At 61.0% G+C, this 20,315-nt stretch carries 17 protein-coding genes; 6 read left to right on the top strand and 11 right to left on the bottom strand.

Features of this window, described 5'->3' with window-relative positions; genetic code table 11:
- Positions 1-540: 540 nt before the first annotated feature.
- Positions 541-3,489 (top strand): DEAD/DEAH box helicase, encoded by a 2,949-nt coding sequence (locus CFB52_RS28950; protein ID WP_099318149.1) that lies wholly within the window; start codon positions 541-543, stop codon positions 3,487-3,489.
- A gap of 32 nt (positions 3,490-3,521) precedes the next feature.
- Here the strand turns inward: CFB52_RS28950 and CFB52_RS28955 are convergent, their stop codons facing one another.
- The gene (locus tag CFB52_RS28955; protein ID WP_099318150.1) at positions 3,522-4,613 is read right to left on the bottom strand and encodes an IS630 family transposase; all 1,092 of its coding nucleotides are present in this window, start codon (positions 4,611-4,613) and stop codon (positions 3,522-3,524) included.
- A 97-nt stretch (positions 4,614-4,710) separates the two neighbouring features.
- Between CFB52_RS28955 and CFB52_RS28960 the strand changes: the two genes are divergently transcribed.
- Positions 4,711-5,271, top strand: coding sequence for a hypothetical protein (locus tag CFB52_RS28960; protein WP_144029774.1), 561 nt, complete (start codon positions 4,711-4,713; stop codon positions 5,269-5,271).
- On the top strand, positions 5,271-5,486 hold the full coding sequence (locus CFB52_RS28965) for a hypothetical protein (protein ID WP_099318152.1): 216 nt from the start codon (positions 5,271-5,273) through the stop codon (positions 5,484-5,486). Before CFB52_RS28960 ends, CFB52_RS28965 begins: the two co-directional genes overlap by 1 nt.
- Before the next feature lie 210 nt (positions 5,487-5,696).
- On the opposite strand, the gene CFB52_RS28970 is transcribed toward CFB52_RS28965, so the two are convergent.
- From CFB52_RS28970 to CFB52_RS29000, 9 genes are all read right to left on the bottom strand, one after another.
- A complete protein-coding gene (locus CFB52_RS28970; RefSeq protein ID WP_099318153.1) occupies positions 5,697-6,257 on the bottom strand; it encodes a RidA family protein in 561 nt (186 codons plus the stop codon).
- Positions 6,254-7,486 (bottom strand): acyl-CoA dehydrogenase family protein, encoded by a 1,233-nt coding sequence (locus tag CFB52_RS28975; RefSeq protein WP_099318154.1) that lies wholly within the window; start codon positions 7,484-7,486, stop codon positions 6,254-6,256. The genes CFB52_RS28970 and CFB52_RS28975 overlap by 4 nt, the downstream gene beginning before the upstream one ends.
- Positions 7,486-8,625, bottom strand: a complete 1,140-nt coding sequence (locus CFB52_RS34945) for a class I SAM-dependent methyltransferase (RefSeq protein ID WP_257220715.1) — start codon at positions 8,623-8,625, stop codon at positions 7,486-7,488. Before CFB52_RS34945 ends, CFB52_RS28975 begins: the two co-directional genes overlap by 1 nt.
- The gene (locus tag CFB52_RS34950; protein ID WP_218964213.1) at positions 8,520-10,043 is read right to left on the bottom strand and encodes a class I adenylate-forming enzyme family protein; all 1,524 of its coding nucleotides are present in this window, start codon (positions 10,041-10,043) and stop codon (positions 8,520-8,522) included. The genes CFB52_RS34945 and CFB52_RS34950 overlap by 106 nt, the downstream gene beginning before the upstream one ends.
- The gene (locus CFB52_RS28985; protein ID WP_099318155.1) at positions 10,033-11,253 is read right to left on the bottom strand and encodes an MFS transporter; all 1,221 of its coding nucleotides are present in this window, start codon (positions 11,251-11,253) and stop codon (positions 10,033-10,035) included. Before CFB52_RS28985 ends, CFB52_RS34950 begins: the two co-directional genes overlap by 11 nt.
- A 106-nt stretch (positions 11,254-11,359) precedes the next feature.
- Positions 11,360-11,746 carry an ectoine synthase gene (locus tag CFB52_RS28990; RefSeq protein WP_039344448.1) on the bottom strand — a complete coding sequence of 129 codons (387 nt, stop codon included), beginning with the start codon at positions 11,744-11,746 and terminating at the stop codon, positions 11,360-11,362.
- A gap of 645 nt (positions 11,747-12,391) precedes the next feature.
- Positions 12,392-13,126, bottom strand: a complete 735-nt coding sequence (locus CFB52_RS28995) for a polysaccharide deacetylase family protein (RefSeq protein WP_059581267.1) — start codon at positions 13,124-13,126, stop codon at positions 12,392-12,394.
- A 23-nt stretch (positions 13,127-13,149) separates the two neighbouring features.
- Complete coding sequence (locus CFB52_RS34840) at positions 13,150-13,302, bottom strand: hypothetical protein (RefSeq protein ID WP_155634572.1); 153 nt, start codon at positions 13,300-13,302, stop codon at positions 13,150-13,152.
- Complete coding sequence (locus CFB52_RS29000) at positions 13,299-14,453, bottom strand: glycosyltransferase (RefSeq protein WP_099318156.1); 1,155 nt, start codon at positions 14,451-14,453, stop codon at positions 13,299-13,301. The genes CFB52_RS34840 and CFB52_RS29000 overlap by 4 nt, the downstream gene beginning before the upstream one ends.
- Before the next feature lie 493 nt (positions 14,454-14,946).
- Here CFB52_RS29000 and CFB52_RS29005 point away from each other — a divergent pair, with 493 nt between their 5' ends.
- The 3 genes from CFB52_RS29005 to CFB52_RS29015 all read left to right on the top strand — a co-directional run bounded on the left by CFB52_RS29005 (position 14,947) and on the right by CFB52_RS29015 (position 19,822).
- Positions 14,947-16,245, top strand: a complete 1,299-nt coding sequence (locus CFB52_RS29005; protein ID WP_059581262.1) for a dicarboxylate/amino acid:cation symporter — start codon at positions 14,947-14,949, stop codon at positions 16,243-16,245.
- Positions 16,246-16,701: 456 nt separating this feature from the next.
- Positions 16,702-18,636 carry an SMP-30/gluconolactonase/LRE family protein gene (locus CFB52_RS29010; protein WP_099318157.1) on the top strand — a complete coding sequence of 645 codons (1,935 nt, stop codon included), beginning with the start codon at positions 16,702-16,704 and terminating at the stop codon, positions 18,634-18,636.
- A gap of 343 nt (positions 18,637-18,979) precedes the next feature.
- Positions 18,980-19,822: a peptidylprolyl isomerase gene (locus CFB52_RS29015; protein WP_081059333.1), complete on the top strand. Its 843-nt coding sequence runs from the start codon at positions 18,980-18,982 to the stop codon at positions 19,820-19,822.
- Positions 19,823-19,853: 31 nt separating this feature from the next.
- On the opposite strand, the gene CFB52_RS29020 is transcribed toward CFB52_RS29015, so the two are convergent.
- Positions 19,854-20,291 (bottom strand): N-acetyltransferase, encoded by a 438-nt coding sequence (locus CFB52_RS29020; protein ID WP_059645112.1) that lies wholly within the window; start codon positions 20,289-20,291, stop codon positions 19,854-19,856.
- Positions 20,292-20,315: the final 24 nt, after the last annotated feature.

The following is a 20,315-nucleotide window of genomic DNA, read 5'->3' on the forward strand; positions in this document are numbered from 1 at the left end:
AGAAAAGATGTCCGTGGTCTCGATATGTTGTCTTTGAATAAAATGACTTTTTCGGTGCCGTGCGCTCTATTGGTGAAATAAAGTAAAAGATTCGATGACATATGCGGCATATTTGATGTATGCGCAATCCATGACCGCGTTGGTGTTTGGTCTATGGAGTAAGTGAATATTCACATCGAATGACATACCGATCAGGATGGAAGAGTGCTGCGACGATCGATATGAGGGAAAGAGTTGCACTCGCCGACAGGATGGGGCCGTCCGAGATTCTCGATGTTTAGTCGTGTAACAGTTTGCATGGATTTCGGTGAATTCGGTTGATCCGTTCGACGTCGCGATCAGCCGCATCTTCGTTGGGTGATAAGAGCCACTGATCGATCCCCCCACTTTGCAAAGTCTGTTTCGTGCCAAAGGCACTGATCTGCCGTCGGCGCGTTACGCTACAGTGGATGCTCGACTAGCAACGGCTTAGTCTGCTGCGAGATGTGCTTACGTCGTTGCGTGATACAAACATATGAAGCTTAACGGGGGAGCAAGGGAATGGACGTCGATGTTGATTTTTATGGGAAGAATGAGATTTACAGGAGCTGGGCCGACAACCGCATCAACTTTGATCTCGCAACCGAAGCTAATGAAGGGCGCGGATTCAGGCCACCCCAGCGAGCGGCAGTCCTTGCCGTTCTATCACATCTCGACATGGAACCCACTAAACCTGCAACAGTCGTCATGCCCACGGGAACTGGCAAGACGGATACGATATTCGCTCTTGTCTTAGCTGGGTTGTTCAAGCGAACACTGTTGGTGGTTCCGTCCGACGCACTGCGAACGCAGATGAGCGAGAGGCTGCGGTCGCTTCAGACGCTCAGGACCATCGGGGCTGTGTCGGACAGCGTGCAATCACCGGCTGTCCATGTAGCCGAAGGAGCAGAGAGGGCCTTGGATACAGCCGCAATTGAGAACGCCAACGTGACGGTTGCAACGCCGGCAACACTGGCCACGCTGGATACGAATACATTAGAAAGCGTTCTGGCGCTATATACCCACATCGTATTCGATGAAGCTCATCATGTAGTGGCTGAAACTTGGGATCGAATCCGGACCGGTGCCGAAGGTAGACCCATGCTTTATTTCACGGCTACGCCATTCCGTCTCGATGAACAACGCTTGGGCAGCAAGATCGTGTTCAACTACACCTTGCGGCAGGCCCAGCGAGATGGCTACTTTCAACAAATTGAATTTCACCATGTACGCGAGTACCGCGACGAACTGGCGGATGAGGCCATTGCAGAGAAGGCGCTGGAGCTACTGCAAAAGGACCTTGCGGAGGGATTCGACCATATCCTGATGGCCCGGTGTTCATCGATTGCGAAAGCCAAGACTATTGCAGCCATCTACGAGCGTCTCTCGGAAGGAACCGAACTCAATCCGGTGCTCCTGCATAGTCGAACTGGCGATCGCCGTGAGACGTTGAACACAGTCCTTGAACGTCGGAGTCGGGTCGTAATCTGCGTGAACATGCTGGGGGAAGGTTTCGATCTACCTCAACTGAAACTGGCCGCGATTCACGACCAACATCGTAGCCCTGCGGTGACGCTTCAGTTCATCGGACGGTTGACTCGCGTGTCATCCAAGCTTGGTCCCGCCAAGTTTGTTGCGAATATTGCCAACCAAAGAATTGAGGGGGAGATGCAAGGGCTCTACGAGTCAGACGCCGATTGGGGCATGGTTATTCGCGAAGTCAGCGAGAATAAGATCCGCCGGGAGGTTGAGCGGCAGGAATTCGAGGCTAAGTTTGAGGGCAATGACGATGCCGAAAAGATCGTAGCTCTCAATCCTCGGCCACACACTAGTGCCGTCGCTTACCGAGTCGATCGATCCGGGTGGCGACGTGCCAATGTAAGCATGCTTCGCGGTCGAGGCGAGTCGCTGGAGTTGGAGTCAGTCAGCGATGATGAGCGCATCGTGATGGCTGTCACAAAGGAGAGCATCCCGGTCGACTGGGCGAGGAGCGCGTCGGTAATGACAACCAGTTGGCAGCTTTATCTTGCGTACTACAGGCCGTCGGACAGGACTTTGTTTGCTACTTGCACCGGTGACGAGATTCAGCTCGGGCGATTCGTGAAGCTAATCGCGCCTTCGGCCTCTCGCATCCGAGATGAGGCAGTCTTCCGGATTTTAAGTGGCATCGATCTACTGAAGCTGCAGAACGTTGGCCTGATCAGAGGGGGGCGTGAGGTTCGCTTTACCATGCATGTTGGCCATGATGTAAACACGGTCATGGCCGATCTAGAGAATGGAATGTCGGCCAAGTCCAACATCTTCGCCGTCGGGCACTCCGAGGGCGAGCGAACATCAGCGGGATGTTCCGCCAAAGGAAAGCTGTGGAAGATGGACTCTACTGCAGTGGATGAGTGGATCAGCTGGTGTGACGAGGTAGCCGTCAAGATCAACGATGAGAACATCGATACGACAGACATCCTGAAAAATGTACTTCGCTCCGACAGGATCAAGGATGCTTGGCCACAAGGACTGTTTTTCGCAGACTGGCCAGATCAACTGTTTATCGACACGGAGACGAAGTGTATGGTCACTGTGGAGTCGGAGTCTTATGCAATAGCGGATCTGGTCTTGGGGCCGCCATCCATCGAGGCGGCCACAACGCTTGCGGTGCCGTTGATCGCCGCACGCGAGGGCGAGTCGGAGCGGGAGCTATTGAAGATCAGGATCCATCTGCGCGGCGATTCTTACTCCTACTCCGCGCCAGGTGCTCGCTTCACAGTCGGCAGTAGAGAGTGTGCGCTTGCGGAGTACCTCGACCGTGATCGACTGAGACTACTCAGTGTCGATGGCTCCATCGTGATCGGCAACTACCGGATCTACTCCCCAACGAGCCTGAATGTTCGATTACCCCAAGAGCTGATGCGGAGTTGGTCATGGGACGGGGTCGATATCAGTCGGGAATCTATGGCAGATCGAAGCGATCTTGCGAGCGTACAGGGCTATACGTTCAGCAAGATCGAAGACGACTACGACATCATTTTCGATGACGATGGCGCTGGCGAGGTCGCGGATCTGGTTGCGGTGCGTGTACGGCAACACTGGATTGAGGTTGACCTCTATCACTGCAAGTATTGCAAGTCTGGCCAAATGCCTGGCGCTCGGGTTGACGACGTATACGTCGTGACCGGCCAAGCAAGCCGGTCAGTGAAGTGGCATACACGAGGGCCAGCGTTGTTCCAGCGTCTGTTAGATCGTTATAGCAAATCCCAAAGCAAGGGGCGAGATCGTATCCTCAAGGGCTCACCCGAGGAAATAGACGTATTGCGAAAGAAGGCGAGGGACATGGAAGTTCGACTGGGTTTCATCGTGGTACAGCCTGCAATTTCTGCAGCGGGCAACCTAGATGAGGTTCTCTCGGTTCTCGGCACAAGCTATCTGTACATCAGAAGCGTCGCAAATGTGAATCTGCTCGTGATCGGCAGCCCCTGAACACTTCAATCGGTTCTTGAGATAGCGGAGCGCTAGTGTCCTGTTCCGCTGATTCGCGAGCAAAGTCGATGCAGCTTTTCGAGGATGGAATCGGCTGACGCGGTCCAGACGAACGGTTTGCAGTTTTCGTTGTAGTGGGAGACGAATTGATCGATTCGCTTGACCAGTTGTTTGACCGAGCCGAACGAGCCTCTACGAATCGCCTTGTCGGTGATCAACGCAAAGAAGCGTTCGACCTGGTTGAGCCACGAACTGTAGGTGGGAATGAAATGCATATGCCAGCGGGGGCGTGCCGCCAGCCACGCCTTGACCTTCGGATGCTTGTGACTGCCGTAGTTGTCGACGATGCAGTGCACGTCGAGTTCGGCTGGCACGGCCTTGTCGATTTCGCGCAGAAACGACAGGAATTCCTGATGTCGATGGCGCGGTTTGCAGGTAGCGAGCACGGCGCCATTGAGGACATTCAGGGCGGCAAACAACGTCGTGGTGCCATGACGGACGTAGTCGTGAGTAACGCCTTCGACGTAGCCGAAACCCATCGGCAGCATGGGTTGTGTACGCTCGAGCGCCTGACATTGACTCTTCTCGTCCACGCACAGCACCAGCGCGTTCTCCGGTGGACTCAGATACAAGCCGACCACATCGCGCAGTTTCTCGATGAAGAACGGATCGGTCGAGAGCTTGAAACTTTCACTTCGGTGCGGCTGCAGGCCCAGCAGTTTGAAGTAACGGTGCACGCTTGTCGGCGAGATGGCGGTTTCGGCGGCAATCGTGCGCACACTCCAATGAGTGGATCCATCTGCCGGCTTCGTGTGCAGGGTCTTGTGAATCAGTTGGGCCAACCGCTCGTCGTCGATGGGACGCGGCTTGCCGGGACGTACTTCATCGTAGAGTCCGTTGATTCGCTGCTCCAGAAACCGCAGACGCCACTTGCCCACCGTGGCACGCGTGAGTTGCAGGCGCTGCGCGATCGCGCTGTTGGGCTCGCCGTCCGCAGCCGCCAACACGATACGCGCCCGCGAGACCAACGCAGCCGAAATCGAGCGAGAACGCGCGATCGACATCAGTTGCGAACGCTCGTCTTCGCTCAGCACCAGTTCCGCCTTCGGTCGTCCCATCGCCATGCTGACGTCTCCCGTTCCGTTGACGTCAACATGCTACGTGAAGATAGACCAGTTAACAACGGAACAGGACACTAGCCCGGCACCGTGAAAGACAACCATGAGTATTATGCAACGCCCGCCATCCGGAACTTTCAAGTCATTTCAAGATGAACTGAACTCACGAATTTGTGGAGATTACGGCCGCTGGGTGCTCGTCAAGTTGTATTCAGGACGATGGGCTCCGGTGTGGTACGCGTGTCTCGATATGGAAGACTATTGCGAATTGATACTTGAGGAAGACGAATTTTTCCACGACAAGCCGCGCTTCGATGGTGACACGGCAAATCCATCATACCCCATCGCTAGGGAGGCATTGTCCGCCATCATCGAGAGTCTACGAAATGAAGTCGCAGAGTATCCACTTATGGCAGAAGCGTTTGACGAACATATTCAGAAGGCCACCCGTGATTTGAAAGGCTGTCTCGAGTCCGTTACGCCTACAGTAGGCGGCTGTCGCCCTACCGTCTCGATGCGGTACTCGAAAAATGGGGAAGCTGACTACTGCTTGGACGTGCAAGTCACCGGGTTAGCGTCTGAACAGCACGCGAAGGCTGCTGCCGCTCACATTCAGAGATTGCTCTTCGATGATTCCGCTTCTGACGAATTGGAGGGAAAGTGATGGTGCGAACGTTCAAGGTCATTGGTGTGCAACTGGCCGATCGCAGGATCGAGGAGGTAGCCGAGACGACTGACGAACTGGCGCGCGAGCGAAGTTTCGAAACGCGAGCAGCTTGCGAGCTGGTCGAACAGATGATGCTGAGAGTAGGTAGCGAGCCCCCCGGCTCGACGTTGTTTCGAAAGCTGTTGATCGAGTTAGCCAGGAGAGTCGGTTGACACTAAAAAAGGAATCGTCGAGATTATTTGTCGCTTGGTACTACAGGGGCACTCGGACGCGGGAGGGCGCGCACCAAAGACAACTTTTCTGCGAGCCATCCACAGTGCGGGTTGTCAGAAAAGATGCTCGCGGTCCCAATATGTTGTCTTTGAATTGATGGTGAAACGGCCTCGAAATAATCTGCTCTAACCGTACAATTTTTTGGACTTCTACGTCCGCCCCTTACCCCTCTCTGTGAGCCCGCCTTCCGCGGCATCCTGCCAGACGAACGCAACCAGATCCACTTCGACCGCAGCGTATCGAGGCAGCCGGAATGCGCTGAGTGACGTTCTGGCGTGCACGCCCGCTTCGCCGAACACGGAATACACCACCTCCGATGCGCCATCGGCGACGGCACTGTGTTCTTCGAATGCAGGGTCGCTTTGCATGTAGACGCCGATGCGCGGAACTGCCCGGACCCGATCGAGGGTGCCGAGTGACCGTTGTAATAGCGCGATGCAGCGAGCGGCACAGATCATCGCGCCGTGCCGACCACTGTCCACCGACACGTCCGATCCGATCAAACCGCGAACGGCGATTTCGCCGTTGAGCTTCGGAATTTGTCCACTGACGAAGATCTGGTTGTCACAGCGCATGAGCGGAGCGTACCGCCCGGCCGCACCAAGACCCTCGTCCACGGCGAGTCCCAGCGCATCGGCAATGCCGCGGAATATCGCGTCCCGGTTCATGTCGATCATCTCCGTTTCGCCGTCCGGCGCAGCGGTATTCATTGATACGCCGGCGGGGAATCGCGGGACGTATCCGTCGAATGCGCGATCGCGTGGCCGCCATACGCAACAGCCGCGGCGTCCCAGCCGACGTCGATGTGCGATGCCATGACCTGCAGGTCACGCCAGTGACGTTGTGCAGGATGGGCGTCGAACGCCACGGCAGTGCCCATGCTGCCGATCATTCGTCGGATCGCGCCGACGCAAAGCTGCGCGATGAATGCGCGATCACGCCTGATGCGGACCGTCTCGGCAGGCGACACCGCGCGCCGCGCGATGCCGGCCATGTGCAAGGTGCGGACCAGCGCGTCGTAGAGACGCCCCGCGCAGGCGAGCTCCGCGTCGCTTTTCGCGATGTGCCCGCAAAGCACCGCGTCGCCGCTTCTACCGTGACCGCGGAGCGTATTGATGCAGTGCATATACGCGCCCTGTGCGCAGCCCAGAATCGGTCCGATGATCCACGTCGTGCTGTACGGGATGAGCGGCACGTCGTACAGATACGCGTCGGGATGCAGGTCGGCGCCGGCGGGGTGCGGGCCAAAATAGTTCGAACGAGCGAAGACCCACTCGTCCGATACGTACAGCTTGTCGAATGCAATATCCTTGGAACCTGTCGCGCGCATGCCAGACACGTGCCACGTGTCGAGCGCACGGACGTCTTCGCGTCGAACCACGACCTTGAAGATCTCCCGGGCTTCCGGTGCGTCCGTCCCGCTGAGTCGTGCCGAGACGATCAACCAGGTTGCGTGATCGATGCCCGAGCTGTAACGCCAGATGCCGTTCAACCGGAATCCGCTGCCGTCCCTGACGAACGTGCCGTTCTGAACCGTGGCCGTCGCGAACAGCTGTCGCGGCCCGTTCGCGAAGATGATGTCCTGACAGGCGGCGGGCAGGCGCGCCGCAGTCGTCACATGTCCGCCGACGACGCTCAACATCCAGGCCGTGGACGCACACGCGGTGGCCGCGAGCCGCGCAGCTTCGACGAGTGTCGGAAAGTCCTGCTGCAATCCGCCGTAGCGGCGCGGTGTCAGCAGATGGAGCAGCCCGGTGTCGTGCAGTTCGGCCATTGTCTCGGGCGACAGGCGCGCGAACTGATCGGCTGCCTGTGCGCGAGCCTGCCAGCGCGGGAGCAGTTGTTCGATGCGTCTTCCGATCTGCGTGCGCTTGAGTTCGAGCCCGTCCACGCATGACCGGATCGTATCCATTGCCGGCAAGTCATCATGCAGTTGCATCACGTCGCCTCTCCTCGCGGCCCGGCCACTCTGCGCGGTACGGGGTGCTCGAAGCAGAACACGGGCTCGATGCAGGGTTCGCCGAGCAGCGAGACGAATTCCTCGATCGATCGCGAGTCGTTGGACGCGACGAACTCGTGAAAATTCGTCCCGTTCCAGAGCAGATAGACATGTTCGAACTGCTCGTGGATCGCCGCGACGAGCGTATCGAACGTCACCTGTCCGTTTTGCATCTGCGAAAGCATCTGGTTGCGCTTCCAGTCGATTTCCTCGCGGCTGAAGTAATGACGCTTGTGCAGTTCGTCCTTGACGCGCTCGCGCTTGTCGTACTCGTCGAACGAATCGCAGTTGAGCTTCTCGAGGAAGAAGATCAATCCGTTCGGCTTGAGCAGACGTGCGACATGACGAATCTGCTCCGCGCGATCCACGCCATAGAACTGAAATGCGGCAGTCTCGTAGATGTAGTCGAACGTGCCGGAGAAGCGGTCGAGGCGCGGATGCTCCCGGAACAGCCGAGGGGTAACGTGGGCGAATGCCTGCGGATGGAACGTCGAGAAGTCGTGATTGGCGAACTGGTTGAACCCCGTTTCGTTGGCCGGATTGGGCGAGTTCGTGAACGTGCGGATCAGGCCGTTCGATCGTTTTGCCAGCGTTCTGCCGTTGGTGCCGTCGAAGGCATCGACTTCGTAAAACTCGAAGTGCTGATCCGCGTGCTGCCTGCGACGTTCGGAATACCGCGTGAGCGCGACGCCGACGCGCGACATTTCCTCCAGTATGGCTGGCACGCTGGCAAGAAAATGCGTGAACAGCGGCCCGGCCTCGGCGACCATCAGGTCGTGATACGCAAGCACGTCCGGATCGTGCAGCAAATGGCGGATGCGGCTCGCGACCGATTGCTTCGGCACTTGCGTCGCGCCCGTCGCCAGGCTGTGAAAATAACTTGCCATCCGGATCATCGGCGCGCTTTCCAGGTATTGCTCCGCGCCGTCCTCGATTCCGCTTGACGTCATGGTTGACCTCTTCGCATGTGGTATCAGTTCAAACCCTGGGCGGATGCCTTGCCGCCGAACGTTCTTGGCAGCGCTCGCAGAAAGTCGATGCTTGCCGGAACCGCGGCGGAATCCAGATGGCGGCGACAATGATCGAGCAGCTCGATTGCATTGGCCGCAGATGTCGCAGCCGGAACGACATAGGCTTTGGGGACGTGTGCGCCGTCGGATCGGGAAACCGGTACGACGAGCGCTTCCGAAACGGATTCGTGATCGAGCAATACCCGCTCGACGGCACGCGGATTCACCGGCACGCCGTCTCGATCGAACAGGTCGCCCTTCCTGCATTGAAAGAACAGGAATCCGTCCTCGTCCATCGCGAACAGATCACCGGTCATGAACACGCGCGATTCACCGAAACATCCTTTGCGAATGACGCGGGCGGTATCGCTTTCGCGCCCCCAGTATCTCTCCATCAGCAGATCGCCGGCTACCGCCAGTTCACCGACCTGCCAGGGCTGGACCACGAGCGCATCGTCGTTGCCGACGAGGTAGGTTCTGACGCCCGGAATGGCTTTGCCGACCGAGCCGATACGTCGATCGAGTTCGGCGGGCGGCAGGTAGGCGATGCGTTTGCACTCGGTCGAACCGTAGTTGCAGTAGATCAGGACAGCCGGTAGCGCACGCCTGAGCAGGCGTATGTACTTGCCGGGCAACGCCTGTCCGCTGGTCGAGACATACCGCAGCGATTGCAGTCTCGAGGCAGGCAGGTCGCCCGATTCGCACAGACGGAAAAGTGCCGGCGGAAAGACGTGCAGGCCGGTTACGCCGTGTCGCTCGATGATGTCGACGATGGCGGCGCCCGACGCGGGCAACGCCGTCTCGACCACGGCACGGCCCCCGAACAGTAGCGGCATGACCGTGTTGTAAAAGCCGTAGTCCGAACTCAAGCCCGGGGAGAAACTGAGCACGATGTCGCGTTCGCTATTGGCGAGATAGCCGGACACGGAGCGGAATGCGGCAATCATGTTCCGGTGCGTGACGAGCACGCCCTTCGAATCGCCGGTCGAGCCGGATGTGTAGAAGATCGTTGCGGCGTCATCCACGGAGGGATTGACCGCTTCGGATGCGCCGTCGGTCGCGAAGCAGACGACATAGTCCGACAGGTCGCCGCGGGTCGCGTCGATCGTGACCGCGCGATGACGAGACGCGACGCGCGGCGAGGTCGATCGCGATGCCACAAGCGCGCTGGCGCCGCAATCCGCGATCTGCTGCTCCAGTTCGGCGGTGTCGATCGTGTGCCTGATGCATGCCAGTATGCATCCCGCCTTCAGGATGCCGAATGCAGCCGCCACCGCATGCACGGACATCTCCGAATAGAGCGCGACGCGCGCGCCGGCGGGAATGCCGAGACGGTGAAGCGTATCGGCTATCGTCGACATCACGTCCAGCAATTCGCCATAGGTTGCCGAACGTCCGTCGACCACCAGCGCGACTTTGTCTCGCCGGCTGCTCGCGCTGCGCTCGAAGTACTCCGGGAATCGTTCAATCATGGCATCAGCCTTCATGCGAGGACGCCGAGGCCGACGAGGGGCTGTGGTCTTTTCGAATGCGGGGCGCGAGCGAGACCAGCGACCCGAGGCAACCCATGCACACGGACAGAACCATGATCACCGTGTCTGGTCCGAAACGCGTCGAGAACACGCCTACCGCGACGCCCGCGAGCGGCTGTGTCATGTTGTTGAGGAGGATGATGACGCCCGTCGTCTTGCCGTAGTCACGCGCGGGGATGATCTTCTGCCGCGTGCTCCGGATGTACACGTTGAACATCTTGTCGAACCCGACGATCAGCAGGAAGCCGAAAACGTACCCCGCAATTCCCGGGCTGGCTGCCGCGATCACGCCGCCGACACAGATCGAACCGAAGCCGACGAGGCCGAGGATGCGCCGCGGGACATGCAACCTCGCCGTCATCAGCAGAATCGCGATCGTCACGCACGCGCCTGCCGTTTGCAGTCCTGCGTAATAGCGTCCGCTTTCGTGATGAAAGCCGGTGACCATCGCAGCGGATGTCGCGAGCGTGACGCCGATCACGAGGTTCTCCGCGGCAGCCAGCATGATGACGGACTTGAGGCCCGGCAGATGGACGACGTGAGACAAGGCCGTCTTGATCGGCTTGAACCAGGTGCCGTGCGAACCTTCCGGCATCGCGAATTCGAACGCGCTGGCCTTTTGCCAATAGGCGAGCGCGACGTCGGCTGTGACGAACAGCACGGCCGCGGCCGCCACGACGAATTCCCAGCGCCACCAGGACAGCAGGATCGCCGCGAGCATGGGGCCAAGCACCAGGCCAAGCTGATCGGCCAATTGCGAATACGACAGCACTTTTTCGAAGCGATGGCTGCTGAATATCTGCGGCAGCATTACCTCGCGCGCAACGATGCCTTGACTCGTCAGCATGCCGCACAACGCGGACAGTGCGATCAGCCATCCGATGCCGCCGACGAGGTCGTAGGCGGCGACGCCCGCGACGCATACCGCCGCGCGGAGAACCTGACTGACGCGCATCAGCTTCGTGGGCGAATACCGGTCGCAAAGCGCGCCGAGAAACGGGAAGCACAGGTATCTCGGCAGTGTTTCGAGCGAAAACGCGATGCCCGACCACGACACGCGTCCTGTCATCTGGAAGATGACCAGCGGCACCAGAAACAACAGAATCTGATCGGCGAGGCGGGCAAGGAAAAGCGAATGGAAAAAGGCTTGATGCTGGGCGCGCACGAACGGTCACCTTTCTTTTGCGCGGAGCACGCGATGCATGGGCGCTCCCGCGGACGTTGCCGGGAGGACTGGTACCCCGGGCCTCCCGGGATGAGCGTATCCAGCCTCAGTATGCGGATGCTTCCGCAGACTCCAGGTTATGCCGTTCGTGTCCCTTGAGCGGGGGATTGAATACGCTGACAAGTACCAGATCCCCGTCTTTGCCACCGCGCAGGTAATGCTGGTCGTGTTGATCGAGCACGTAGATGGTGCCCGGGCGGATCGGAAAGACGTTACCGTTCATGTCCTCGACCTCACCTTCGCCCGCAATGCAATAACAGGCTTCGAGATGGTTGCGGTATTGGAGGAGCGATTCCGTCCCCGCACGCACCACCGTATGGCACACGCCGTAACCCATGCCGTCCTTTTCCGTCAACAGGCGATGGCTTGTGCCGGAGCCCCATTCGACAAGCAGTCCATCTTTTTCGACATCTCTCAGGTTTCTGACGAACATATTCGCACTCCTTTCTTTTATGTAAGAAATTATTATCCTGCTCTCGGCGGAAGCGAAGCCAATAAAACGAAAGCCGGTTCTCGTAACAGAATGGTCGGATAAATTATGTAGTTTTTCAACATTAACCGCTGACGGCGTGGCTGGTCAAGGGTGAAATGTGGGGTAATTTCGGGCGATTATGTAAATATGTCTTGGTGGCGTCGGGGTGGGGCTGGAGATTGTCGATGTAGTTTTTCTACATTTTCGTGGGTTGCCAGGCTTTCAAAGCTGTCTTGATGAGGGGCGTTTTCACAATTTGGGAGGGGTTGAATTTTCTACCTTCGATGGACGTATTAAACCTGGCAATTTTACGAGCTGCGTGATCCTTTAATTATCGAATTGATGGTGGAGGATGGACTTCTATTTCATGCTCGGAGCATGAGTTGTGTTGAATTTTTGAACCGGGCGATGCATTGATAGACGACGTGCCGGGCTAATATCCGGCCGGTCGTATCGGAGATCCGCGCATCGAAAGATTCCGCCGTTCCGTTGTTCGCACGGCCGCTGACGGATTTCCTCGATACCGTGGTTGTGAGCGACACCGTGCTATACCACGGTCCCAATGCCGCTCAGCAGGCCACCCAGTTGGACGTCTGACGACGCACGCTACCCGCCCGCCGCAACCCGCCCCTTCACACACTTGAACCACAGCCTCGCAGCCCCGACCCCACCCGCGACCGGAATCCGCGGCAACAGAAACGGATCGTCGGTCGCACCGGCGCATCCGCGCCGGGTCGTCGTCGCATTGCCGTAACCGGCGGCGATGACCTGGTCCCGCACGCGTGCGTCGAGATCGCCGTACGGATAGCAGAACGATTCGACGCATTGGCCGCTCAGCATTTCGAGCTGCCGCTTCGACTCGGTCAACTGAAACGCCGATACATGTGACGGCGCGTATGAGAGGGCCACATGATCGAGCGTATGCGAGCCGATTTCATGGCCGTGATCGCGCCACGTGAGCATGTCTGCGCACGTCATCAGCGGCGAGCGCGCAGTCGGCGCACCGGCATCCCAGTCGTTCGCGCCGCCGAACCGGCCGGCGACGAAATAGCAGGTCGCGGTGAACCCGAGCGCGTCGAGCACGGGCATCGCATGCGTCAGCACGTTGAGAAAGCCGTCGTCGAACGAGATGCCGAAGACCTTGCCATGCCGTTCGCCGCGCAGGTACGGCTGCAGTTCGCGCACGCTCAACCCGCGGTAGCCGAGCCGACTGAACAAGGTCATCTGGCGGCGGAACGCGTCGGGCGCGACGCTCAGGCTGCGCAGTCGGTCGGTCGGCGGCGGGAGCGGGCGGATCTGGTGATACATCAGGATCGGATAGCGTGGGGTGCGCGCAAGCATCGGTGGATCGCAGGAAAGTGGGGTTATGCGGCCTTGCGGAAAATCCGCAGGGTCTTGAAGTCGCCGATCTCGGCGAAATCGGCATGCGCGGCCCACTTCGCGATGATCGGCTCGGCTTTCCGGTAGGCCGACGATTCCTTGTGGCGCCGGTCCCGGTACTTCTTCCAGATATTCATTGCCATTTCGCGGATCTCAACGAGGTCACCCAGCGGGAGGAGTTGTGTCGAACCGATTGCTGATAAACGGACAAGGTCGCGTCGACGAACGCGTCGAACGAGAACTCTCGCTTGCCTTTCAGCCGCGCGCTGCGTCCCATCGCGCGGACGCGGCCCGGATCCTCCGCGATCGTGCGCAGGATCGCTTCGATCGCCGCGGGCTCGCGTGGCGGGACGACCCAGCCGTCCACGCCCGGCTCGACGTTCTCGGGCAGCCCGCCCACGCGCGTCACGATCGCGGGGCAGCCGAGCGACATCGCTTCGCGGCATGCATACGACAGGCTCTCGTGATACGACAGCACGAACGACACGTCGATGATCGAGAACGGCGCCCGCACATCGTCGAGTCGCCCGGTGAACGCGGTACGCGACGCCATGCCGTGCCGCGCGAGCTCCTCGCGCTGTTCGCCGGATGGCTCCGCGCCGACCAGCAGCACGCGAAACCGCTCCCGTTCAGTTTCGGGCAGGCGGCCGAGTGCGGCGATCAGGTCCATCCAGCCTTTTTCTGGCGCGGTGCCGGCGCTGCTGCCCAGCACGATCGCATCCGCGCCGGCCGCGCCGAACAGCGCGATCTTGCGGCGGCGGATCTCGTCGGCCGCCAGTCGTTCGGCAGCCGGCCGACGCACGCCGTGCTTGACCACCGTGACGTTGCCGTACGGCGAGCGCAGCGCGAGCATGCTCGCGACGTAGTCGCTGACCGCGATCGTGTGGTCGGTGGCCAGCCGGGCGCGCAGGAGGTTGCCGAAGCTGTCGGCGCGATAGGTGTTGTGCTTGGTCAGCACGACCGCGGGCCGATACCGGCAACCGAGCAGCGCGAGCATGACCTGCCGGTGATCGGCGGACCCGTTCACATGGATCACATCGAAGCGTTCGGCGGCGATCCGCTGGCGCAGCCGGAGAATCTCGCGGCACAGCCGGTTCCAGCGCGGCTTGAATTCCATGTCGAAGATGGCCACGTCGGGAGTGCCCTTCAGCAGTCGCGACAAGCGGCTGCCTTCCGGCGACGCGACGGTCACGCGGTGATGACGGCTCATCGCGACGGCGAGATCGCGGACGTAGGTGTCCTGTCCGCCGCCATAGTCGCCGTGGAAGTTGGTGTAAAGAATGTTCATCACGATGCCGCTTTTTCCCGATCCTTCATTTCAAGGAATACTGACGAAATGAATAACTCGGCCTGATGGAAGCCATGGCGCGAACGCGGTGCCGCATTTCCGGCTCGGAATTGCGCGTTGACGTCGCTGCACGTTGTCAACGCGAATCATTTCCAAATATTACAGACCGTTTACGTGCCGTAGTGTCGAGGTCTGCGCAGGTTTGTGAGAATGTGTCGCGATCGCTTGATCGTGTCGCTGCCTGCGTGACGATTTCGGCAGGCCGGGCGTGGCAGGCGTCCCTTTCCCGGCGGGTTCAGGACGCAGATCAACCCGTGCTGCTTTCAGATTTGAAAGCCGGCGAGCCATTTGCGTTAGAATGCCCCCCCTGTCCGCCATGGCGAGCGCCGATGGCGGGCAGGTCGCACCCAGAGAGACGTGGGTTTCGATTCGCAGCCGGACGCGGAAGCTGTGCCAGCCGTTAGCAACATACGCTTTGTGATTTGGATTACTAATGAAGAAGAAGCACAACATCACCAGGTACATCGTCGTCGCGATGATGCTGGGTATCGCCGTGGGTTACGCCTGCCATAGCGCGTTTCCCGACCCGAAGATGGCGAAGGAGGTCGCCGGGTACGTGTCGTTGCTGTCCGATGTGTTCCTGCGCCTGATCAAGATGATCATCGCGCCGCTGGTGTTCGCGACGCTGACCGTCGGCATCGCGCAGATGGGCGACGGCAGCGCGGTGGGCCGCGTGGGCGTCAAGGCGTTCGGCTGGTTCTTCATCGCGTCGTTTACGTCGCTGCTGCTCGGCCTGCTGACCGCGACGATCCTGCAGCCCGGCAGCCACCTGAGCCTGCCGCTTCCGGCATCCGATGCGGCACTCAACCTGAAGACGGGTGCGTTCACGCTGAAGGATTTCGTCGTGCACCTGGTGCCGAAGTCGATCGCCGAGGCGATGTCGAACAACGAAATCCTGCAGATCGTCGTGTTCTCGATCTTCTTCGGCTCCGCGCTGTCCGCGCTCGGCGAAGCGGGCAAGCGCCTGACCGCCGTGATCGACGATCTCGCGCAGGTGATGCTGAAGGTAACGGGCACGGTGATGTGGTTCGCGCCCGTTGCGGTGTTCGCGGCGCTCGCGTCGACGATCACGACCGAAGGGCTCGGCATCCTGCTCACGTTCGCGAAGTTCATGGCGAGCTTCTATCTGGCGCTCGCGCTGCTGTGGGCCGTGCTGACGCTCGCCGGCGTGACGTTCCTCGGCAAGCGCGCGTTCACGCTGCTCCGGCTGATCCGCGAGCCGTTCCTGCTGTCGTTCGCGACGGCCAGCTCCGAGGCCGCGTATCCGAAGCTGCTGGACGCGCTCGACCGCTTCGGCGTGAATCGCAAGATCTCGAGCTTCGTGCTGCCGATCGGCTATTCGTTCAACCTCGACGGCTCGATGATGTACTGCACGTTCGCGGTGCTGTTCATCGCGCAGGTGTACGGCATCCATCTGCCGCTCGGCACGCAGATCACGATGCTGCTGATGCTGATGGTGACGTCGAAGGGGATGGCCGGCGTGCCGCGCGCGTCGCTCGTCGTGATCGCGGCGACGCTCAATCAGTTCAACCTGCCCGAAGCCGGCTTGCTGCTGATCATGGGCGTGGACATGTTCCTCGACATGGGGCGCTCGGCCACCAACGCCGTCGGCAACTCGATCGCGGCGGCCGTAGTCGCGAAGTGGGAAGGGCAGCTCGACGCGCCGCGCGATGGCGACGATCCGGACGGCGCGCGCGTCGCCGAGGTGAAGGTGAGGGAAACGTCGGCTTGACGCACGGCAATGCGGTGGCGCAAACGCTGCATTGCCTGACCCGCAGCAAATGATATTCGCCGGCCTGGATTCGACACGGATTCAGGCCGGCGTTTTCGTTTGGGGACAGTGGATTTTACCCGATACTGCCGAAATGGCATTCGCCGTTTCAATCTATCGTCGTTGAATCCCCGGCGATATTCCCGGCGGCGAATGCCTGATTTTCTCCATTTCCGATCTGACGCGTAAGTGACCATTTACTGACGCGAAGCCGCGCTCGCCGCAAGCGCGGGCGATTCGCAATTTTTTTCGATTTATATAACGCTATTCTCGCCCTGCGCATTATCGAACGCATGCCGTACGTCATACCGACTGCGCCGGATGATTCAGGGAAGAATTTACATCTCGCGGACTTCAAGCCATCTGGCCGGCCGATCCTTCATGTGAATGTTTGTCTCATTCAGGAGAGCCTCCGTCATGGTCGCCAGACAACGAATCCGGGCCGCGCTTGTTGCCGCGGCGATCGCCGCATGTGCATCCGCCGCGCATGCAGCCAACACGACCGACTGGATCGCGAACACGTACGGCACGCTCGCGGCGCACGCCGGCAACGTGGCGCGCGCGATGTGGGTCGCACCCGAAGGCGTGATCTACACGGCGTCGATGTGGGACGAGGACGAAGGTGGCGTCGCGATCTACCAGAACGGCAAGAGCATCGGCTCGATCGGCGCGCATTCGGAATTCCAGGGCAGCGCGATCACCGGCAACGCGACATCGCTGTTCGTCGCGCTGCAGCCCGGCAAGACCTACGGCAGCGGCGCGGTGGGGCGCTACAACCGCGCGACGAAGTATCGCGACCGCGTGATCCAGATCAGCGCGGCAACCAACCAGCCGCGCATCGACGTCGTCACCGGGCTCGCGACGGCCGGCTCGCTGTTGTATGCGAGCGATTTCTACGGCAATCGCGTGCGCGTGTTCACGACCGATGGCGTGTGGCAGCGCGACATCGGCGTGTCGGCGCCGGGCGCGCTCGCGGTGGACGGCGCGGGCAACGTGTGGGTCGCGCAGAAGCGTGCCGGCTCGATCGTCGGCTTCAGCCCGGCCGGCGCGCTGCTGAACACGATCCGCATGCCGGCCGGCTCCCAGCCGTCGGCGGTGTATGTCGACGCGGCGGCCGGGCAATTGCTGGTGGGCGACGAAGGCCCGGACCAGAACATCAAGCGTTATTCGATCTCGGGCCGGCCGGCGCTCGTCGGCACGTTCGGCGTGCGCGGCGGCTATCTCGACACGACGACGGGCATCAAGGGGCAGGTCGGCCCGCAACGCTTCACGCGCATCGTCGGGATCGGCAAGGATACCGGCGGCAATCTCTATGTGCTCAACAATCCGTGGGGCGGCAGCTGGGATCTCGGCCGTAACGGCGCGACCGATATTCACGCGTACAGCAGCACCGGCAGCCTGCGCTGGACACTGCAGTCGCTGAACTTCGAAGGCATCGCCGCGCCGGACCCGGTCACGGACGGCGCGCTGTTCTACGGCGGCACGCACATCTACAGCGGCCGAGCGGGCGGCAAGTTCGTCGCGAACACCGTCGATCCGTTCACGTATCCGTCGGACCCGCGCATCAACATGAGCGACACGCAGCGCGACGAACACTTCGGGCTGCTCACGTCGGTCGGCGCGAACCGGATTCTCGTCGCGGCCGGCCAGAACCCGCCGGTGTTCTACTTCTATCATTTCAACGCGGCGAACGGTTACGTCGCGATTCCGGACGGCTCGCTTCCCGGCCCTGCGTTCAACACGACGCAGCGCGTGACGGGCGGCTTCAGCCTCGACAGCCAGGGTGGCGTATGGGCAGGCCTCGACAAGACCGGCGCGATCACGCATTACCCGCTGACCGGCTTCGACGCGAACGGCAAGCCGTCGTGGGGGCCCGGCGTCGCGACCCGCATTCCGGCCAGCATCCAGCCGCTCACGCGCATCGTCTATCTCGCGGACAGCGACACGATGGTGCTCGCGCAGGGCGCGCTCGGCAGCAACGACTGGACGTCGATCGGCACGCGCATCGAGGTGTATCACGGCTGGCGCGCGGGCAACACGACGAAGCCCGACCCGGTGATCACGCTGCCGCACAGCGGCGCGAAATCGATCGACGCGGCGGGCAACCACCTGTTCGTCGGCTACTGGTTCAGCAGCAGCGGGCCGCTGTGGCCGAACGTCGACGCGTTCAACCTGACCACGGGAAGCCTCGACACGACGCTGGTGAACGCGAGCCCCGCGACCGTTGATACCAGCAGCGCGATCGATGCGATGTACAGCATCCGTGCGTATCGCCGGTCGAACGGCGAGTACGTGGTGATGAAGAACAACGTGAAGGGGAACAGCATCACCGTGTACCGGTGGACGCCATGACATCGATCACGCGTGCGCGGCCGCTGTCCGCCGGCCGTGCCCGCGCGGCAACGACGGGATTCACCGCGTGTCGCCGGACGTCCATCGTGCTTCCACGCAATTTCCGCATCGCGCGTGCGTAATGAGCGGCGTGCGCAACGCGCGCCTCACCGCCCGCCGGGCGGCCGTTCCCAACCCCACGGCGCGGAAAGCCCGATCCGGGCACAATAGCGGCGGCACCGGCAGGCAGTGCACGTGCACACGACGATGAACCGAATCGACCGACCGGTTGCGCCGGCACATTGCCGCGCCGGTGAATTTGCGCGGCAGCCCGATGCCGCGATTTTTGAGCCGAAGTGACGACATGACGAAAATGAAAACGACACCGAACCGCCTGTTGCTGATCGCTGCGCTAGCCGGCGCGCTGACGGGCCCCGTCCACGCGGAAACGGCGGCGGGCGCGGCGACCGTCGCGACCGTCAACGGCACGCCGATCACGCAGGCCGACGTCGATACGCTGCTGCGCGCGTCCGGGCAGGCCGATTCGCCGCAGATCCGCGAGGCGATCAAGAATCAGCTGATCACGCGCGTGCTGGTGCAGCAGGCGGCCGAGAAGGCCAACTACGCGGACAAGCCCGAGGTCAAGGCGGCGATGCAGCAGGCGAAGGTGACGGCCGAGGTGCAGCTGTACCTGCGCGACAACGTGAAGCCGGAGCCCGTGACAGACGAGCAGGTCAAGGCGCGCTACGACGAGCTCGTCGCCGCGCTCGGCAAGAACGAATACAAGCCGCGCGTGATCGTCGTCAAGGATCCGGTCGCGGCGGCCACCGTGCTGAGCGAGTTGAAAGCGGGCAAGTCGTTCGACGGGCTCGCGCGCCAGTACAGCGTCGCGCCGAGCCGCGATACCGGCGGCGAGCTGCCGTGGGTGAGCTTCAACACGCCGGCGGCGGCGGGCAAGACGGCCGGGTTGCCGCTGCCGGTCGCGCAGGCGCTCGAGAAACTGCCCGTCGGCGCGGTGACGAAGGATTCGATTCCCGTCGATGGCGTGCGGGCGATCGTGAAGCTGGATGCGAAGCGGCCGACGCAGGTGCCGGCTTTCGAAACCGCGAAGCCGACGCTTCAGCAGCAGTTGCAGGCGATCGCGGTCGAGAAGGCGAGTGCGCAGATGATCGGCAACCTGCTGAAGGACGCGAAGATCACGCAGTAACAGAAATGTGGCGGCGTCGAAACGACACGTGTCACGCGCGCCGGATCATGTTCGCGCTCGTATCGGTTTCCGATACGACGCGAAAGCCGAGCCGTTCGTAGAGCCGCCGCGCCGGGTTGCCGTGCAGCACGCTCAGCGATACGGATACGCGCTCGCGTGCCGCGTCGGTCAGCAATGCGTTCAGTACGGCCGCGCCGATTCCACGACCCTGGCACGCGGGAAGGATCTGGATCTGATGGACGTGCCAGTCGCCGGCCGCGCGCGTCACCTTCAGCAGGCCGATGGCGTCGGCGCCTTCGCAGACGATCATCGCGTCGTCGAAGTTCGCGCGGATGCGTCGGTCGTGTGCTTCGTCGTCGGTCGGCGCGCCGACGCGCTGCAGGTGCTCGGTCATCGTGAGTCGACGGAGCGTCAGCAGGAAGGGGAGGTCTTCCCGCGAGGCGGCACGCAGATGGATCGCCGGTTTCATGAGTGGTGAGAAGTTGCGTCGGGC

Source organism: Burkholderia sp. AU18528 (assembly GCF_002223215.2).
In the GTDB taxonomy this organism is placed as follows: Bacteria; Pseudomonadota; Gammaproteobacteria; order Burkholderiales; family Burkholderiaceae; genus Burkholderia; species Burkholderia semiarida.

Coding starts and splice junctions, on each gene's coding strand:
- CFB52_RS28950 (WP_099318149.1), top strand. CDS start 541: ATGGACGTCGATGTTGATTTTTATGGGAAGAATGAGATTTACAGGAGC.
- CFB52_RS28955 (WP_099318150.1), bottom strand. CDS start 4,613: ATGGCGATGGGACGACCGAAGGCGGAACTGGTGCTGAGCGAAGACGAG.
- CFB52_RS28960 (WP_144029774.1), top strand. CDS start 4,711: ATGAGTATTATGCAACGCCCGCCATCCGGAACTTTCAAGTCATTTCAA.
- CFB52_RS28965 (WP_099318152.1), top strand. CDS start 5,271: ATGGTGCGAACGTTCAAGGTCATTGGTGTGCAACTGGCCGATCGCAGG.
- CFB52_RS28970 (WP_099318153.1), bottom strand. CDS start 6,257: ATGAATACCGCTGCGCCGGACGGCGAAACGGAGATGATCGACATGAAC.
- CFB52_RS28975 (WP_099318154.1), bottom strand. CDS start 7,486: ATGCAACTGCATGATGACTTGCCGGCAATGGATACGATCCGGTCATGC.
- CFB52_RS34950 (WP_218964213.1), bottom strand. CDS start 10,043: ATGAAGGCTGATGCCATGATTGAACGATTCCCGGAGTACTTCGAGCGC.
- CFB52_RS28990 (WP_039344448.1), bottom strand. CDS start 11,746: ATGTTCGTCAGAAACCTGAGAGATGTCGAAAAAGATGGACTGCTTGTC.
- CFB52_RS28995 (WP_059581267.1), bottom strand. CDS start 13,126: ATGCTTGCGCGCACCCCACGCTATCCGATCCTGATGTATCACCAGATC.
- CFB52_RS34840 (WP_155634572.1), bottom strand. CDS start 13,302: ATGAATATCTGGAAGAAGTACCGGGACCGGCGCCACAAGGAATCGTCG.
- CFB52_RS29000 (WP_099318156.1), bottom strand. CDS start 14,453: ATGAACATTCTTTACACCAACTTCCACGGCGACTATGGCGGCGGACAG.
- CFB52_RS29005 (WP_059581262.1), top strand. CDS start 14,947: ATGAAGAAGAAGCACAACATCACCAGGTACATCGTCGTCGCGATGATG.
- CFB52_RS29010 (WP_099318157.1), top strand. CDS start 16,702: ATGGTCGCCAGACAACGAATCCGGGCCGCGCTTGTTGCCGCGGCGATC.
- CFB52_RS29015 (WP_081059333.1), top strand. CDS start 18,980: ATGACGAAAATGAAAACGACACCGAACCGCCTGTTGCTGATCGCTGCG.
- CFB52_RS29020 (WP_059645112.1), bottom strand. CDS start 20,291: ATGAAACCGGCGATCCATCTGCGTGCCGCCTCGCGGGAAGACCTCCCC.